The organism is Dongia sp. P2_B8, assembly GCF_056404715.1.
Window position 1 is genome coordinate 382,988 of sequence record NZ_JBFUDM010000002.1, and the last position, 14,837, is coordinate 397,824.

15 protein-coding genes are annotated in these 14,837 nt (G+C 62.6%); 8 read left to right on the top strand and 7 right to left on the bottom strand.

Annotated elements, in window-relative coordinates:
• Positions 1-171 precede the first annotated feature (171 nt).
• The gene (locus AC1DWZ_RS06640; RefSeq protein ID WP_477168086.1) at positions 172-1,038 is read left to right on the top strand and encodes a carbon-nitrogen hydrolase family protein; all 867 of its coding nucleotides are present in this window, start codon (positions 172-174) and stop codon (positions 1,036-1,038) included.
• Positions 1,035-1,811 (top strand): substrate-binding periplasmic protein, encoded by a 777-nt coding sequence (locus AC1DWZ_RS06645; RefSeq protein ID WP_477168087.1) that lies wholly within the window; start codon positions 1,035-1,037, stop codon positions 1,809-1,811. Before AC1DWZ_RS06640 ends, AC1DWZ_RS06645 begins: the two co-directional genes overlap by 4 nt.
• Before the next feature lie 51 nt (positions 1,812-1,862).
• On the opposite strand, the gene AC1DWZ_RS06650 is transcribed toward AC1DWZ_RS06645, so the two are convergent.
• The 3 genes from AC1DWZ_RS06650 to AC1DWZ_RS06660 form a co-directional block, all read right to left on the bottom strand.
• Complete coding sequence (locus AC1DWZ_RS06650) at positions 1,863-2,648, bottom strand: sterol desaturase family protein (RefSeq protein WP_477168088.1); 786 nt, start codon at positions 2,646-2,648, stop codon at positions 1,863-1,865.
• Between the two features lie 19 nt (positions 2,649-2,667).
• Positions 2,668-3,474: a hypothetical protein gene (locus AC1DWZ_RS06655; protein ID WP_477168089.1), complete on the bottom strand. Its 807-nt coding sequence runs from the start codon at positions 3,472-3,474 to the stop codon at positions 2,668-2,670.
• Between the two features lie 161 nt (positions 3,475-3,635).
• Positions 3,636-4,532 carry a LysR substrate-binding domain-containing protein gene (locus AC1DWZ_RS06660; protein ID WP_477168090.1) on the bottom strand — a complete coding sequence of 299 codons (897 nt, stop codon included), beginning with the start codon at positions 4,530-4,532 and terminating at the stop codon, positions 3,636-3,638.
• Between the two features lie 131 nt (positions 4,533-4,663).
• Between AC1DWZ_RS06660 and betC the strand changes: the two genes are divergently transcribed.
• The 4 genes from betC to AC1DWZ_RS06680 all read left to right on the top strand — a co-directional run bounded on the left by betC (position 4,664) and on the right by AC1DWZ_RS06680 (position 7,588).
• Positions 4,664-6,190 (top strand): choline-sulfatase, encoded by a 1,527-nt coding sequence (gene betC / locus AC1DWZ_RS06665; RefSeq protein ID WP_477168091.1) that lies wholly within the window; start codon positions 4,664-4,666, stop codon positions 6,188-6,190.
• A gap of 140 nt (positions 6,191-6,330) precedes the next feature.
• Positions 6,331-6,708, top strand: coding sequence for an ArsR/SmtB family transcription factor (locus AC1DWZ_RS06670; protein ID WP_477168092.1), 378 nt, complete (start codon positions 6,331-6,333; stop codon positions 6,706-6,708).
• Positions 6,709-6,718: 10 nt separating this feature from the next.
• Positions 6,719-7,150 (top strand): YeeE/YedE family protein, encoded by a 432-nt coding sequence (locus tag AC1DWZ_RS06675; RefSeq protein ID WP_477168093.1) that lies wholly within the window; start codon positions 6,719-6,721, stop codon positions 7,148-7,150.
• 3 nt (positions 7,151-7,153) lie between these two features.
• Complete coding sequence (locus tag AC1DWZ_RS06680; protein WP_477168094.1) at positions 7,154-7,588, top strand: DUF6691 family protein; 435 nt, start codon at positions 7,154-7,156, stop codon at positions 7,586-7,588.
• Here AC1DWZ_RS06680 and AC1DWZ_RS06685 read toward each other — a convergent pair.
• The gene (locus AC1DWZ_RS06685; protein ID WP_477168095.1) at positions 7,585-9,252 is read right to left on the bottom strand and encodes a methyl-accepting chemotaxis protein; all 1,668 of its coding nucleotides are present in this window, start codon (positions 9,250-9,252) and stop codon (positions 7,585-7,587) included. The genes AC1DWZ_RS06680 and AC1DWZ_RS06685 overlap by 4 nt on opposite strands.
• A 178-nt stretch (positions 9,253-9,430) precedes the next feature.
• Here AC1DWZ_RS06685 and AC1DWZ_RS06690 point away from each other — a divergent pair, with 178 nt between their 5' ends.
• On the top strand, positions 9,431-10,045 hold the full coding sequence (locus AC1DWZ_RS06690) for a flavin reductase family protein (RefSeq protein WP_477168096.1): 615 nt from the start codon (positions 9,431-9,433) through the stop codon (positions 10,043-10,045).
• Positions 10,046-10,051: 6 nt separating this feature from the next.
• Here AC1DWZ_RS06690 and AC1DWZ_RS06695 read toward each other — a convergent pair whose 3' ends face one another.
• The 3 genes from AC1DWZ_RS06695 to AC1DWZ_RS06705 all read right to left on the bottom strand — a co-directional run bounded on the left by AC1DWZ_RS06695 (position 10,052) and on the right by AC1DWZ_RS06705 (position 13,492).
• On the bottom strand, positions 10,052-10,912 hold the full coding sequence (locus AC1DWZ_RS06695) for a TIGR01459 family HAD-type hydrolase (RefSeq protein ID WP_477168097.1): 861 nt from the start codon (positions 10,910-10,912) through the stop codon (positions 10,052-10,054).
• A gap of 15 nt (positions 10,913-10,927) precedes the next feature.
• Positions 10,928-12,328 carry an EAL domain-containing protein gene (locus tag AC1DWZ_RS06700; protein WP_477168098.1) on the bottom strand — a complete coding sequence of 467 codons (1,401 nt, stop codon included), beginning with the start codon at positions 12,326-12,328 and terminating at the stop codon, positions 10,928-10,930.
• An 81-nt stretch (positions 12,329-12,409) separates the two neighbouring features.
• Positions 12,410-13,492: a quinone-dependent dihydroorotate dehydrogenase gene (locus tag AC1DWZ_RS06705; RefSeq protein WP_477168278.1), complete on the bottom strand. Its 1,083-nt coding sequence runs from the start codon at positions 13,490-13,492 to the stop codon at positions 12,410-12,412.
• A 550-nt stretch (positions 13,493-14,042) separates the two neighbouring features.
• Here AC1DWZ_RS06705 and AC1DWZ_RS06710 point away from each other — a divergent pair.
• Positions 14,043-14,759, top strand: a complete 717-nt coding sequence (locus tag AC1DWZ_RS06710; RefSeq protein ID WP_477168099.1) for a S24 family peptidase — start codon at positions 14,043-14,045, stop codon at positions 14,757-14,759.
• Positions 14,760-14,837 lie beyond the last annotated feature (78 nt).

The window sequence follows — 14,837 nt, forward strand, 5'->3', positions numbered from 1 at the left end:
GCTTGACCCGGGGATCGGTGAGTAACTGATGAGCGGCGCGCCCAATCGCTCCTGATCCCCGGGTCAAGCCCGGGGATGACGATTGAGAAAAGTGCCCCCGGCGATCATCGCTTGCTGATCACCCCGTTGCTCCTCTATCGTTTGCGCCTCAACCAATCTTGAGTGGCGCTCATGACCGACGCACGGCCGATCACCATTTCCATCGCCCAGTTCAATGCCCAGGATGATGACAAGCCGGGCAATCTGGCGCGTGCGGCGCACTATCTCGATCTGGCCGGAACCCGCGGCAGCGACATTGTGGTGCTGCCGGAGCTTTTCACCGGTACCGGCTTTTCCAGCGGCGATGCCCATCAGGCGCTGGCGGAACCGATTCCGGGGCCGACCTTCGAGATGATGGCAGCTGCCGCCCGCAAGCACGCCATGTATGTGACCGGTTCCTTCTATGAGCGCGGGCCGGATGGCAGGCTCTATAATTCAGCACCGGTGGTGGGCCCGGCCGGCGAGCTGCTCGGCTGCTATCGGAAGACGCATCTTTTCGATGTGCCCAATCGCACCGATCTGCCGCCCGGCATCATGGAATCGAAGAAAGTATCGCCGGGATCGGAGTTGCAGCTCTATGACACCAATCTGTGCCGCTTCGGTGTCGGCATCTGTGCCGATATCCGCTTCCCGGAAATGTTCCGCGCCTATGCCAAGGCAGGGGCCGAGCTGATCCTGCTGCCGACCGCGTTTCTGTCGCCCCGTTTCGATCATTGGGATTTCCTGCTGAAGGCGCGCGCCACGGATCATCAGATGTTCATCGCGGCCTCCGGCATGACGGGCCGCGAAAAAGTCACCGGCATCGGCTTCATCGGCCGTTCGGCCGTGGTCGATCCCTGGGGTGTCATCCTCGCCGGTGCTCCCGATGAGGAAGCGCTGCTCACCACGACGATCGACCTCGACCAGGTTCGCCGCGTGCGCAATTGGTGGCCGCTCAACGACCAGACCCGGCCGGAGCTCTATGCCAAGGTTGCGGTGAAGGCGACAATTCCCGCATGATCGCGCCCCTGCACCGCCTGGCTTTTGCGCTTCTTCTGCTGGGCGCGGCCAGTGCGGCGCGTGCTGAAGGCCCCCTCACGATCGTTGCTGAAAACAATTGGTTTCCTTACTCGGCAGAGCGCGACGGCGCGCTGCAGGGCCTCGCGGTCGATCTGGTGCGCGCGGCTTACCGGGCGGCCGGACGCGAGGTCAGTCTTGTCAGCCTGCCTTACGCCCGCTGTTTGGAAGAAGTGGAAGCGGGCCGCGAGCTGGGCTGTTTCGACACCATCCGTGAACCGGCGAACGAGGCGCGCTTCCTGTTCCACGATGTGCCGTTGTTCGCAGCCACCATCGTCATCGTGGCGCCGGCCGATGCGACCGTGCAGGGTCTGACACCGGCCGATCTCAAGGGACAGAATGTCGCCGTGACCAACGGTTATACCTATGACGAACCGTTCCAGAGTGATGGCGATGTCCACAAGATCGTCGTGACCTCGGACCTTTCCCTCCTGCGCGTGGTGGGGTTCAAGCGGGCACCCTATGGTGTCATCTACGACAAGGTGATGAGCAGCCTGCTGTCGGAACATGCGGATGAGCTTGCCGGCAAGGTGAAGATCGTCGGAATCCTGTCGCATCCCGAACTCTACATCTCGTTTTCAAAGACACGGCCGGAAGCCGCGGGCGCGATCGCGGATCTCGATCGGGGCCTCGCCTCGATCAAGGCAGACGGTACCTATCAGTCGATCGAGAAAGATTGGGCAGCACGCTTCAACGTTGATGGCGCTGGCAACTAGTCGGCCCTGGCAATTGGTCGGCCCTGGCAATTGGTCGGCCCTGGCAATCAATCAGCGTGGCTTGAAGGGCGCCATCAGCAGGGCGACAAGGCCCAGCCGGTCGGCATGGCGTTCGTCGGCCAAGCCGAGCAGGACGCCCTCCTGGCCCAAGGCCGGTTCCCAGAAATAGGTGCGAAAGAGGCGGTCCCACAGCGACAGCACATTGCCGTAATTGGAATCGGTCTCAGTGCGCACCACGGAATGGTGGCGCCGATGCATGTCGGGCGTGCAGAAGAGGTGCCGCAGCTTACGGTCCCAGCGCACGGGCAGCGCGATATTGCCATGGGTGAAGAGGGTCATGCCGTTGAGCAGCGCCTCGAACACCAGCACCACCAGCGGATCGGCGCCGAGCAGGGCAATGAGGGCCGCCTTGTAGAGCAAGGAAAGCAGGATCTCGACCGGGTGAAAGCGCAGGCCCGTGGTGACATCGACATCGAGGTCAGAGTGATGCACGCGGTGGAGGCGCCACAGTAGCGGCACCTTATGGGTCGCCACATGCTGCAGATAGATGCCGGCATCCAGGATCACCAAGGTGATGAGCCCCTCGAACCAGAGCGGCAGCTGGAGAAGATTGAAGAGGCCCCAGCCCTTCTCGCCGACATAAAGGGCGGTCGCAAAGGCAGCAGCGCCCAGGGTCATGCGTTGTGCCAGGATGTCGATAAGGATCAGGCCGAGATTGGTGCGCCAGCGCTGCGGCTTGTTTTCCAGAAGCTTGCGGCGTGGCCAGACCAGTTCTGCCAGGCCCACCAGCGCAAACAGGATCAGAAAGAGACTGAGGCGAAAGGCGGCTTCGTCCATGCCGCCATTAAAGCAGACGTCAGTTCGCGGCGGTCAATGCATATTCGGGCGAACCCACGGCCTGCCGGGCCTGGTAGCCGGCATCAATGAGGATTGCGGTGAGCCAGGCGGAATCCGTGGCAAGTTCCGTATCCTGGTCGATGCCCTTGGCGGCAAGCCAGGCGGCGATCTCGGCCCGGGGTCGGAGCTGGCCGTCATCGGCCAGCAGTTCGGACATCGAGCGCGTGCCGAGCCGTACCAGGTCGCGATCGGGCGCCTGAGCATCGACCGACCAATCATCCCGGCGATCGACAATGAAGCTGCCCGGATGGAAAGGCGGCTGGATGGATGGCAGGCCGGCGGCGAGCAAGGCCGGGAGGCCACCATCGACCATGACGATGCGGCCGTGGCCGAGCGAGCGGAGGGCCCAGACCACCTGCGCATCCTCGCCCAGATCCCGCAGCGGGTCGGCAAGGACAATGACCGGCAGGCCGGCATCGACGCCCAGTGCCTGGAGGCGGAGCGACAAGGCGGCATCGTCGGTGGAAAGCTGGCCGCGCGTATTGCTGAGATCCTGCCAGCGGATCGGCTGGGCATTCTTCACGGGTGCCGCGGCCCGGAGGCCGGCGTTGCGGGCATCCAGCACCAAAGCGCCATTGGCGATCAGGGCGCGGGCTTCGTCGGCCGAAACCAGCCATTTCTGGTCAAAATCGATGACATCCACGGCAACGGCCGGGGCGGCGGCAAGGCCGGTGAGGGTCGCGACGGCACCGACCGAGACTGGCAAGCCCGCGATAAAAGCGGCGACAATCAATGATTTGGGCTGAAACAAATGGTGGAAATTCATGTCCGGCACCCTGTTGGAAGACCTTGCCGGCCCGCATCAGGAGGCGACCCGGGATAAGGGTCAGCGCAACGGACCTATCAGGATTTCTTTAAACACTATTAGATCGATAGAGTAAAGAGAGAAATCCTCGCCGCTGTATCAAGAATTCCTTGATGATTGTCCTATCCGGTGGCGGCTTCGCTGAGGATCCAATCCCGGAACAGTCGCGCTGGAAGCGGCAGGCGTTCCCCTGCCCGCTCGACCAGATAGAAGGCTTCCGCACTTTTGATCTTGGCGGCGCAGGGTGCGACCAGCCGCCCGGCCGCGAGATAAGGATCCACGAAGCAGGAGCGGCCCAGCATGAAGCCACCGCCGTTCAAGGCGAGATCGATGGCGAGCGTCGCCGTGTCGAAAGTGATGCTGCATCTATCCGGCGGTGATGGCTGCTGCGCCCCGGCGCCGCGAAACCATTCCGCCCAGCCTTCGGCAAAGCCCTGAATGTGAATGAGGCGCTGGCCATGAAGGAAATCCGGGGCCAGCGGCCGCGCTGCCGTGCCAAGAAGGGCCGGTGCGCAGACCGGAAAGACGCGGTCGCGCGTCAAGGGATAGGCGGTGAGGTCCGGCCAGGCGCCGATGCCGCAGCGGATTTCGAAATCTGCATCGCGGTCGATCTCCAGCGGTGTCCATAAGGCGGTGAGGAGCCGCATCTGCAGGCCGGGCGCTTGGGCGAGGAACCGGTGCAGCCGGGGCGCCAGCCACAGATGTGCAAAGCCCGCGGTGACGCGGACCGAGACGATCTCGGCGGCACGGCCATGAAACAGCTCCTCGGTCCCGGCTCCCAGCCGGTCGAAGGCATCGCGGACGATAGTGAGATAAGAGAGCCCGGCCTCCGTCAGGCCGAGGCCCTGGGGCCGGCGCAGGAACAAGGGCTGCCCCAGATGCTCCTCGAGTGCCCTGACCTGCTGGCTGATGGCGGCGGCGGTCACGGCGAGTTCCTGCCCCGCCCGGGCGAAACTGACATGGCGGGCAGCCGCCTCGAAGCTTCGGAGCATGGCCAAGGGCGGCAGCTTGCGGCTCATCCCGTTCTTTCAGGTTGCCTGGGCTTTCAGGCTAAGTGCAGCTTAGTCTATGGGGGCATAATTTATCGTTTGTCGCCGCCAAAGACAAATATGACACTTACCCTAGATGGATTTTTAGGGGAGCAACCGCCATGGCAGCCAAAAAGCCCAATTTCGTCATCTTCATGCTCGATCAATTGGCCCCCCAGTTCATGCCGACCTATGGCCATAAACTGGTGCAGATGCCGGCCATGCAGGCCTTCGCCGAGCAGTCGGTCGTGTTCGATGCGGCCTATTGCAACTACCCGCTCTGCGCCCCCGCCCGCTATTCCTTCATGGCCGGCCGGTTGCCGACCAAGATAGGCGCCTGGGACAATGCAGCCGAGTTCGCGGCCGAGATCCCGACCTTTGCCCATCACCTCTCGGCCTTGGGCTATGACACGACTCTTTCCGGCAAGATGCATTTCTGCGGGCCGGACCAGCTCCATGGCTTTCATCGGCGCCTCACCACGGATGTCTACCCCTCGGACTTCGCCTGGGTCCCCAACTGGGACAGACCGGAAATGAAGCTCGACTGGTTCCACAATATGGATGTGGTGCGGCAAGCGGGCATCTGCACACGCTCCGCCTATCTCGATTTCGATGATGAGGTGGTGTTCCAGGCGAAGCGCCACCTTTTCGACCTTGCCAGAAAACAGGATGATAGGCCGTTCTGCCTGGTGGTGTCGCTGATCAGCCCGCACGATCCCTATCTGGCACGGCGCGAACATTGGGACCGCTACCGGCATGACGATATCGATATGCCCAAGCTGGGTATCGGCGATGTGCCGATGGACCCGCACAGCCAGCGTATCATCAACGGCATCGGCATGCAGGATCCAGCACCGACACCGGACGAAGTCAGGAATGCGCGCCACGCCTATTACGGCTCGGTCAGCTATATCGACGAACGCTTCGCCGACCTCATGCAGGCGCTGAAGGAAAGCGGCTTTGCCGACAATACGGTGACCATCGTCACCGGCGATCATGGCGACATGCTGGGCGAGCGCGGCCTGTGGTTCAAGATGAACTGGTTCGAAAATGCCGCGCGCATTCCGATGATCGTGCATGCGCCGAACCGCTTCAAGCCGCACCGTGTCGCCAAGGCAGTGTCGCAGATCGATATCCTGCCCACCCTGCTCGACCTCGCCAATGACGGCAAGGATCTGCATGAAGAAGTTGTGACCGAAGGGCGCTCCCTGGTGCCGCACCTCACCGGCAGCGGCGGCCATGACGAGGTGATCGGCGAATATATGGGCGAGGGAGCAAGCGCGCCCGGCATCATGATCCGCCGCGGCAACTACAAATTCGTGCATTGCCCGACCGACCCCGACCAGCTCTATGACGTGGTGGCCGATCCACTGGAGAAGGTGAATCTCGCCGGCGACGCGGCGCATGCCGCACGCGTTGCCGCCCTGCGCCAGGAGATCGCCAAGGGCTGGGACCTGGAAGCGATCCGCAAGACCGTGGTCAGCAGCCAGCGTCGCCGCCGCTATCTCAACGATATCCTGCGCGACCAGAATGTCGCCTGGGACTATCAGCCGGTGGCCGATGCCAGGAACCTCTATATCCGCAATACCGTGCCGATCTTCGAACTGGAACAGCGCTCGCGTTTCCCAGCCGTGAAGGCGGCGGAATAGGCGGTGGCTTCTTTCCCCTCTCTCCCGGAATTCGGCCGTCATCCCCGAGCTTGACCTGGGGATGACGAATTGAGAAATCGGGATATCCGGCTGCCCTGCCCGATCTTGACAGCTCCATTTATATTCATATATTCGAATGTATGAATATAAAAGCCACCCAGAAGAACGATACCGGCGTTTCCGATTTGCTGGCGAAGGCGGCGCTGGCGGCGGACTTTCTGCGCTCGCTGGCGCATGAGCATCGCCTGGCCATCCTGTGCCTGCTGGACACCGGGCCGATGAGTGTCGGGGCGATTGCGGCCGAACTTGGCCTCGCCCAACCCAAGGTCTCGCAGCATCTCACCCGGCTGCGGACGCAGAAACTGGTGGTGGCCGTGCGCAGCGGCACCAGCGTGCACTACCGCGCGGTGAGCCCCACGGCCCGCCGCATCGCCGCGGCCTTGAGGGCGGAATTCTGCCCGCCGGAAACTGAACAAACACTACCGCGCAAGCGCAGGCGGGAGACAAAGGCTAAATGATGGACGCTAAATGATGGATTGGCAGGCCTTCAACCCGATCGCAGCCCTCGCCGGTGGCGCGCTCATCGGCCTATCCGCCGTGATCCTGCTCGCCGGGATCGGGCGTATTGCCGGGGTGAGCGGGATCATCGGCGGCTTGTTCGAAAAGCCCCGCACCGATTTTGGCTGGCGGATTCTTTTTCTCATCGGCATCGCGCTGGGTGGTTTCAGCATGGCGAGCAGCATGGGCGGCTTTGCAGCAGCAACGACGGCGGATATGACCCAGCTGATCATTGCCGGCCTTCTGGTCGGCTATGGCACGCGGCTGGGCGGCGGTTGCACCAGCGGCCACGGCATCTGCGGCCTCGCCCGCTTTTCACCGCGCTCGCTGGTAGCGGTCCTGGTGTTCATGGCTGTGGCGATGCTCACGACCTTTGTCATGCGCCATATCGTGGGGAGCTGATCGATGTTCGTGCGCCTTCTCGTTGGTTCTTTCGCGGGCACGATCTTCGGTGCCGGTCTCGTGCTCTCCGGCATGGCCAATCCGATGAAGGTCCTTGGCTTCCTGGACCTTGCGGCAATCGCAACGGGCGGCTGGGATCCGAGCCTTGCCTTCGTGATGGCAGGGGCTCTCCTGGTCGCGGTTCCCGGCTTTGCGCTGCTGCGGCTCCGCGCCAAGCCCTTCGCTGCAGAAAGCTTTCAGCTGCCGGCGCCAAAGCCCATCGATCGCCGGCTGATCGGGGGTGCGGCTCTTTTTGGTGTCGGCTGGGGCCTTGCTGGCATCTGCCCGGGGCCAGCAATGGTCCTGCTGGCTCTTGGCGGTGGGCCAGGCTGGATCTTCTTTGCAGCGATGCTGGCCGGGATGGGCCTGTTCGCCCTGCAGGGGCGCCGGCGGTCTTAGGCCGCGCGAATGGTGGCGAGGAAGCGGCTCACTTCGGCCGTCAGCGTTTCCGCCTGGCGGGACAGTTCGCGGGCGGCCCCCAGCACTTCGCCGGCGGCACTGCCGGTGTCGCTTGCGGCCTGATTGACCTCGACAATGTTGCTCGAAACGGCGCTGGTGCCTTCGGCGGCCTGCTGTACGTTCCTGGAAATCTCCAGCGTTGCCGCACTCTGCTCCTCGACCGCAGAGGCGATGCTGGCGGTGATGCCGCTGATCGATTTGATGGTATCGCCGATGCCGGAGATGGCACGCACCGAACCTTGTGTGGCCGACTGGATGCCCGACACATGTTCGGTGATTTCTTCCGTGGCCTTGGCGGTCTGACCGGCGAGGTTCTTCACCTCCGACGCCACCACCGCAAAGCCGCGGCCGGCTTCACCCGCCCGCGCCGCTTCGATCGTGGCGTTCAAGGCGAGGAGATTGGTCTGGCCGGCAATATCGCTGATGAGGCGCACGACATCGCCGATCTTCTGGGCGGCCTGGGCCAGCGTTTCAACCTCGCGGTTGGTGCGCTCGGCTTCCGAGACCGCCTCGCTGGTGATGCTGTTGGACTGCGCCACCTGGCGGGCGATTTCCTGCACGGAGGTAGTCAGTTCCTCGGCCGCCGCCGCCACGGTCTGCACATTGGTCGATGCTTCTTCCGAGGCCGAAGCGACGATGGTGGACTGCCTGGCCGTGCGCTCGGCGGTGATCGACATTGATTCCGCTGCTGCCTGCAATTCGGTGGCGGCGGAGGAGACGACCTTGATGATCGAGCCCACGGCGGCCTCAAAATCGCTGGCCATCTGCAGCATGCCGGCACGCCGCTCGGAGGCGGCATGCTCCTTGGCGCGCTCCTGCTCAATGCGCAGACGCTCGCTTTCAATCATGCTTTCCTTGAACACGTTGACCGACTTGGCCATGTCGCCGATCTCGTCTTTTCGCGTCTGTCCCGTCACCGGAACGCTGGTATCGCCGCTGGAAAGACGCTTCATGACGGTGGTCATGGCGCGGACCGGCGTGGCGATCGCGCGGGCACTAAGGACGGCAAGGCCCAGCGCGACGACAATGGCAATACCGGCAATGACCAGGGTCATCAGGCTGCTTTGCTGGCCGACAGCGTGGAACGTCTCGTTCCCGGCCGTCGCTTCGTCGTCCATGGCCTTGCGCTCTTCAAGGAGGCTTTCCGACAGCTTCTCGGCCGCGGCGTCAATCTTGTCGTCGAGGAGGCGCACCTTCTCGTCCACGGCGGCCGCCGACTGCAATGCCGGCAGCATTTCCGCCTCGAACAATTTCACCATTTCCTGATAGGCAGCGCGACTCTCGGCCAGCAACGCCTTTTCACCCTCGGTAACGGCATAGCTCTCGATCATCTGCAGTTCTGCGTCGGCCACGCTCTTTTTTTCCGCCCAGCTCTTGGCGGTGGCCTCGAAGTCGCGGTTGATCACTGCATCGGTGACCACTTTGTAAAGTTCTCCGCCCAGGCTGGAAGCTTCCGTCGTCTTGATCGCATGCTCCGCGAGGACATCGCCTTCATCCTGCAGCTGCCGCAGATGGCTGATGGTCCAATAGCCGAGCACGGCAATCACCAGCATCAAGGTGATGTTGGCAATCGATCCACTGACCAGTTTTCCGGTGATGGACATCGATGCTTCCCTAGGTGAGAGACGACATACACGGCCGTCCCGGTAGGGCTTTGGCCGCATCCGACTAAAGTACGATTTTGAGGAAAAGACCTTAAGAAATCGTGTAAACACCATCAAAGATTAGGCTTTTACCCCTTTTGCATCACAAATTGCCCGCGAACGGGCCTGGAGTTTTGCCATGTTTTACGAGCCACGCCTGCGCAACAGCGGGTTGCAGATCGACCCCTTGAAGGCCTTGGTGGTGCCCCGCCCGATCGGTTGGGTCAGCAGCGTCGACCTTGATGGCAAGGTCAATCTGGCGCCGTTCAGCTTCTTCAATCTGGTGGCGGATTCGCCGCCCATCGTTTGTTTTGCCCCCAACGGCACCAAGCCCGACGGTGCCATCAAGGATTCGAGGCGTAATGTCGAGGCGGTGGGCGCCTTTGTCGTCAACCTTGCCACCTGGGACCTCCGGGAGGCGATGAACGCCACCTCTGCCTCGCTGCCGGCCGGGACCGATGAGGCCGATGTGGCGGGGCTGGAGATGGTGCCGTCGAAGATCGTGGCGCCGCCTCGCGTCGCCGCCTCACCGGTGGCGCTGGAATGCCGCTATCTGCAGACCGTCATGCTGCCCAGCCTCGATCCCGACGAGCCCAACAGTGTCATCTTCGGCGACGTGGTCGGCATTCATATTGCCGATCACCTGATCGAAAACGGCCGTGTCGACATCACGCGGGCCAAGCCGATCGCCCGCATGGGCTATTCACTCTATGCCGTGGTGGAGCAGGCTTTCGCCATGAAGCGGCCGCAATAGAGGCGATCACCAGGCCAGATAAGGCAAGGCAAAGTCCGGCTGCGGGCCGCCGGCGGCGAGGCGTGCCAGCGCATCCTGGTCGAGGATTGTTCCTTCCAGCAGGACGCTGTGGTGGATGCCGCCGGCAATGAGCAGGGATTTGGCGCCGATACCCTTGGCGCCGGCCACATCCGTGCGCAGGGCATCGCCAACGCCCAGCAGGCGCTGCGGGTCGGTGATGTTGAAATCCTGCAGCACCTTGCGATAGATGCCGGGATAGGGCTTGCCCTCGATGATGATCTGGCCACCCAGGGCGGCATAGCTTTCAGCGATGGCCCCGGCGCAGATCTCGGCGATGCCGCCGCGATGGACGACGAGGTCCGGGTTGGCGCAGATCAGCGGCAGTGCCCGCGCCCGTGCGGCCTGGAGGAGACCTGCAAAATCCGCGACCGTGTCATTGGGGCTTTCAACGCCGATGGTGAGAACAAAATCGGCGCGGGCGATGTCATTGACGATGGCTAGGTCAAGCCCGTCGGTGAAGGTGCGGTCCTGCGCACCGATGATCTGATAGGCGTTGCGGCCGAGGGCTGCATAGGCCGGCTGATCTTTCCTTGCAATATGGTTCCAGACTTCCTCGCCGGAGGTATAGAAGCCGGCATAAAGATCGTCGGCGATACCCATTTCCCGGAGGCGCGGCCGCACGGTTTCGACACGGCGCGGCGCGTTGGAGACCAGGGCCACCTTGACGCCGCACTTCTTCAATTGGTGCAAGGCATCGAGGGCAGCCGGATAGACGGTGATGCCGTCATGCATGCAGCCCCACAGATCCATGACGATAAGGTCAATGTCGGCGACGATGGCACTAAGGCCATTTGGAAAGCTGGTCATGATGGCTGAATTCTCTTAGTGAATGGCGGTGGTCTCGGCCCGCGCGATGCGCGGTTCGCCGAACAGATAGCCCTGGCCGAAATCGAGATGCATGTCGAGAAGCTCGAGCAACGTCGCCTCGGATTCGATGTGGTCGGCAATGAGGTCGATGGCGAAGGAATCCAGCATGCGCTTGAATTCCTGCGGATCGTCGCCGAGCGCACCGGCCCGCGCGGCGGCGATCAGCCGTTCAGCTTCGATCTTCATGAAGCGGAAATGATGGCTGGAAAGCTGCTGCGGGTTGATGTCGAAATGCGTGACCTGATCGAGCGAGAAGCGATAGCCCAATTGCGCGAGGCGATCGAGGTCGCGGAACAGCGATTCGTCGGCCATTTCCATCGTGCGCTGCGAAAATTCGAACACGATGGCGGGGGCGAGCTCCGCGTTCTGCGCCATGAGATTGATGAATTCGTGGAAGAAGGTGCGATCGGCCCAGGTGTGATGCGAGATGTTGAGAAAGAAGCCGACGCTGGCATTCGATTTCCGGATCCGGCGCAAGGTCTGGATGCAGCGGAACAGCTGCATGTTGTCGATCGCCGTCACCAGCCCGTGCCGTTCGGCAAGGTCGAGATATTGTTCCGGTGTCAACACGCGGCCGTCGCTGATGCGCACGCGCGAGAAGCATTCGAAATAGCGGCGCTTGCGCTGCGGCAAGGTCACCACCGGCTGCAGCGCCAGCTCAACGCCGTTCTCGCGCAATCCGTCGCGCAGCGCATCCAGGATTTCGTCTTCCGCCAGATCATAGGCGATGGGCGGCATCGGCAGGCTGGCGCTGCCAGTGGTTGGCCCAGTGGTTGGCCCCATGGTTGGTGCTGAGGTTGGTGCTACCGAAGGGGCCGGGGAAGATATTGGCGCCGCTGCTGCGGGCATGGCTCCGATCGGCTGGTCGAGCGGCACGATCCTGGGCGCCGGTGCCTTGACGGGCTGCAGCTTCGCCATCGATTTGGCGCCGGCATTTTTGCCGGTACCATCCTTGACACCATCCTTGGCGCCGGTCCGCGCCGTGTAAAGCTGCTCGATCAGATTCTGCAGCACCTTTACTTCGTTGACGACGTCGCCGACATCCTGTTGCGGCGACGAGGCGAGGTTGGCGAGTGTCGCACGCAATTGCAGCATGTCGTCTTCAAGCTTGCGCTGGTCCCGGAGGATATCGCCCAGCATGCGGTTGAGCTCGGCCATCGAGCGCGCCTGCACCCGGCTGCGGCCCTGGTTGAGCGCGGTCTGGTGGAGGAGGCCACCCACCATGATCACGAAGCCGCCGGCGATGGCGCCCAGGATATGCGAGACGTTGGGCAGGAATTCGGGCAGCCAGAAGGCGAGGACAACCGCACCCAGCGAATAAAGCAGGAAGATGAGGAAATGCGCGCGCGCGGTCATGATGCTAGCACTAGCCCGTACGTGGTTAAGAGGATGTTAAGATAGCGGGTCTTGCCAAGATAGCTGGTCCTTGGGGTGCCATCACCGGTGATCTGCACCGATGGCATCCGTCACGCGCGAAAACCCGTCTGCGGCCAGCAAGGGTGCCAAGCCGGCAACGACGCGCGTAGCGAGGCCCGGGCCCTCATAGACCATGGCGGAATAAAGCTGCACCAGAGATGCCCCGGCGCGAATCTTGGCGTAGGCATCCGCGGCTGTCGCCACGCCGCCCACGCCGATCAAGGGCAGCTTGCCGCCGGTGAGCCGATACATGCGGCCCAGAAGAGCGGTGGCGGGGGCCAGCAAGGGTGCCCCGGAGAGGCCGCCGGCTTCCTGCGCCAGCCGGGCATCCAGAGCCGCCGGACGTGCGATGGTCGTGTTGCTGATGATGAGGCCGTCGAGCCCATGCTCGAGGGCGACGCTGGCGATGTCCGCCTGGTCCTCGTCGGTGAGGTCGGGAGCAATCTTCAGCAACAAAGGCGGCCGGCTTGAAAGCTGGTCCCGCGCTGCCCGGGTACGATCGATGAGGGCTGCCAGCGGTTCCTTGCCTTGCAGCGCACGAAGGCCCGGCGTGTTGGGCGAGGAGACGTTGATGACGAGGTAATCGGCCAAGGGGCCGAGCTTTGCCACGCCCAGTTCGTAATCGGCAGCGGCATCAACCGTATCCTTGTTCTTGCCAAGATTGACGCCGACGATTCCGGCGATCCCGGCCCTGCGGTCGCGCGCGACGAGGCGCGCCGCCACGGCTTCCATGCCGTCATTGTTGAAGCCCATGCGGTTGATGACCGCGCGGTCCGCTATCAGGCGAAACAAGCGCGGGCGTGGATTGCCGGCCTGTGGCCGGGGGGTGACGCTGCCGATCTCGACAAAGCCGAACCCCAGGCCCAAGGCGCCGCGATAGCATTCCGCATTCTTGTCGAAGCCCGCGGCAAGACCGATCGGGTTAGGGAAATCCAACTGCCACAGGGTTTGTTGCAATTGCGGGCTCGATGCGCGCGCTGGTGTGCCGCCGAACAGACTGAGGGCGAACGGGCTGAGGCCGAGCAGGCGCACCGCCAGGCGATGGGCATCTTCCGCGTCGCGCGAAAACAGGATGGGCCGGAGAAGCCGATAGAGTTGATCGATGAAGGCCATGATGCCGAAAACCTGGATGGTCAGAGATGCCGGTACCGAGGGGAGGGGCCCCGCGCAGTCACCCGAGCTACAGGCTCCAGCCGGAATGGACAAGAGCCAGCCCCCAAATCACCGGCAGATTGCCCGGTAAGTCATTGGGGCAAGTCATTGGGGAATCCCTGTTGACCCGCAGCAACCTGCCCCACCGTTCATATAACCTGGGCGCTTTGATAGCTAGTCGATACGAATGACCTGAAATAATGGACGCAATTACTGCCGTAATTCTGTCTTCATCTCAACATTCGGCATTCATTCTCATTTTCATTGAGAACTGTTCTGATCTAATTATTTGTAAATGAGAGGTTCTTTCCTTGGGTTTCCTGCGCTAAAATGATTACTGTCATCGCTAGGAACGCATGGTCTTCGGGGGGAGATTATGCACCGGCGGAACATGGTCCTGGATCAGGAATGATTCAGGTCTCTTCGGATAGATAAAGGAGACGCTTCGTCCTGGGGCTGCGGCAAGCGCGTCGTATTGGCTTGAATTTTAGGAGAAGCGATCGTGTCAGTTCCCATGTTGCAGCATGCCGATGTCTGGCGTGGTATCGATAAACTCGCTGCCAAGCACGGTCTCTCGGCCTCGGGTCTCGCGCGTCGCGCCGGCTTGGACCCGACCGCCTTCAATCCCTCGAAGCGCATCACCCGCGAAGGCCGCCCGCGCTGGCCCAGCACTGAATCTCTGTCCAAGATTCTCACCGTCACCGGCGAGCCTTTCGTTGATTTCGTGCTGCTGACCGGTGCCGGCGGTGGTGAAGCCCTGGGCAACGGCCATGGCGGTGCCAGTGGCTTCGACCAGCCTGTGAGCGGCGGACGCGTCATCCCCAAGCCGCAAGCCCGCACCATTCCGGTCATTGCGCTGGAACGGCTTGCCGTCGGCGATTGCTTTGACAGTGCCGGTGTTCCCGTGGGCGCTGGCTGGGGGCATCTCGATTTTGCCGGCACCGTCGGCCGCGAAACCTTCGGCGTCGAAATCAGCGGCAGCGATTTGGACCCGGTCTATCGCGACGGCGATACGCTGGTGGTATCGCGCTCGGCGGAGATCCGCCGCGGCGACCGGATCATCATCGGCACCAGTGCGGGGACGGCCCTCGTCCGCAAGGTCGTGCGCCATGACGCCGACGGCTATTACGTCGAGGCGATCCGCCAGGCCAGCCAGCCGCAATTCGTGCCCCAGGACCAGGTCCGGTTTGCCGCCCGCATTCTCTGGGTCAGCCAGTAAGCGCCCGCGCGATCATCAGACGAGACAAAATGTGACGGGCGCCCCTTGCCCAAAGGATGCTTGATTCCCATATATGTT